Source organism: Candidatus Marinimicrobia bacterium CG08_land_8_20_14_0_20_45_22, from assembly GCA_002774355.1.
Taxonomy (GTDB): Bacteria; Fidelibacterota; UBA2242; order UBA2242; family UBA2242; genus 0-14-0-20-45-22.
Genome location: PEYN01000023.1, coordinates 1 through 1,454, shown reverse-complemented (window position 1 = coordinate 1,454; position 1,454 = coordinate 1). Strand labels below are relative to the sequence as shown.

The window sequence follows — 1,454 nt, the reverse complement described above, 5'->3', positions numbered from 1 at the left end:
TTCTTTGCCATTTTCAGGACTTCGATCCCGTCTTTTGCGCCTTTGATCTTGTTCGGATGATAAACCATCATCACATCGTTCCTGCGTTCGGACTGCGGAGATTCAAGGTAGAATTCTTCATGATGAACTGCATTTCCAAGCGGACCCAAACAATTTTCGCCGATTTTTTCCATCTCATCCATGATCCATTTAGAAACCGCAATTTTTTTTAGTGGCAGGTGGTAAGTCGCCAAAATCCGTTTTTTGGGAAAAAAATATGTCTCGAAACTTTGAAGCAGGTAAAATTTTCTTCCATGTTCAGGAGGCAATGAAGCGACCGCCTCCGCCGTTTGCCAACCGACTGCAATTACCGCATCGCCAAATGGAATATATTTCGATATGATTTGCTGAATGACCATAACGCTGACGGAAGGTTTCGGGATGTAGTATAAATCGTCGGAAACATGTTGAAGTCTGTCGAAGATAGATGAGATTTTTTTCCGTATAAAATAAATTGGATTACCAGTATTAATCTGGATCGGATAAATCAGTGTCACTTCATGACCGTGGTCGGACAGCCTATTTGCATATTCATTAACGACTTTAACGCCGCCTACGGGAATTTTAATGAAACCGGGCAGGATAAATGTAATCTTCATTTTATTTTTGGACTCCGATAGATTCATAATATTGATACAATTCTTTGACGACATTTCTAAAATCGTGGCGGTTTTCGACCCAGGCGCGGCTGGCCGCCATGCGTACCGGCAGAATGTCGGGATGCTCGATTAATTCCAGCAGTTTTTCCTTCAAATTCGATACATCGGCGTTCACGAACGGATGATCGGGGATGAATTTTTCATAAGTCGGATTTAGGTAAGTAACGCAAACCAGTCCAAGCGATAAAGCCTCCAGCGAATTCATCCCGTAGCCCCAGGCATGATCTGTAATTTGATCGATATAAACGTCCGACTGCTTTTTCAACTCAATGACTTTTTCGTGCGGCTGATTTTCGATGAAGATAAACCGTATTCCATGACTTTTTTCGAGCTCATTACAAACCCGGATGATTTCGTCGGAACCTTTGACCCGGCGGTTGGTCGTCGCATGGCAAATAGTCAACGGACTGCCGGGTTTCGACTTCGGCTGGAAGGCCAGCACATCATACGGTAAAAAAAGATATTTAAGGTTCGGGTGGCGAAAGGTCAGATCGAGTTCGCTGGTCACGTTCAAGTCGCTGATTTTATCCATTTCAGGGATGACACCGCGGTTGCGCATATCCTGTCCGTGATAGGCGCAGATGATTTTTTTGCCTCCTGCTTTCAGCCGTTTGGCAAAGCGCGCATCGCGGAAAAAATCCGTTCCCCATTCAAAATGATAAACATCAAAATCCTCCAGCCCGTATTTCCGGATCGCTTTTTCAATCATCGGTTGCCAGAGATTTTCCCGCAGACGAAAGAGTTTTTTCTGCCAAC

General features: G+C 44.3%; 2 protein-coding genes. Both read right to left on the bottom strand.

The genetic code is table 11. The annotated features are described in order from the left end of the window. Positions 1-638 (bottom strand): hypothetical protein (locus COT43_01760; protein ID PIS30469.1); only part of this gene is annotated, 638 nt, incomplete at its 3' end. 1 nt (position 639) lies between these two features. After that, positions 640-1,454, bottom strand: an 815-nt coding sequence (locus COT43_01755) for a hypothetical protein (protein ID PIS30468.1), incomplete at its 5' end; no start/stop codon positions are given.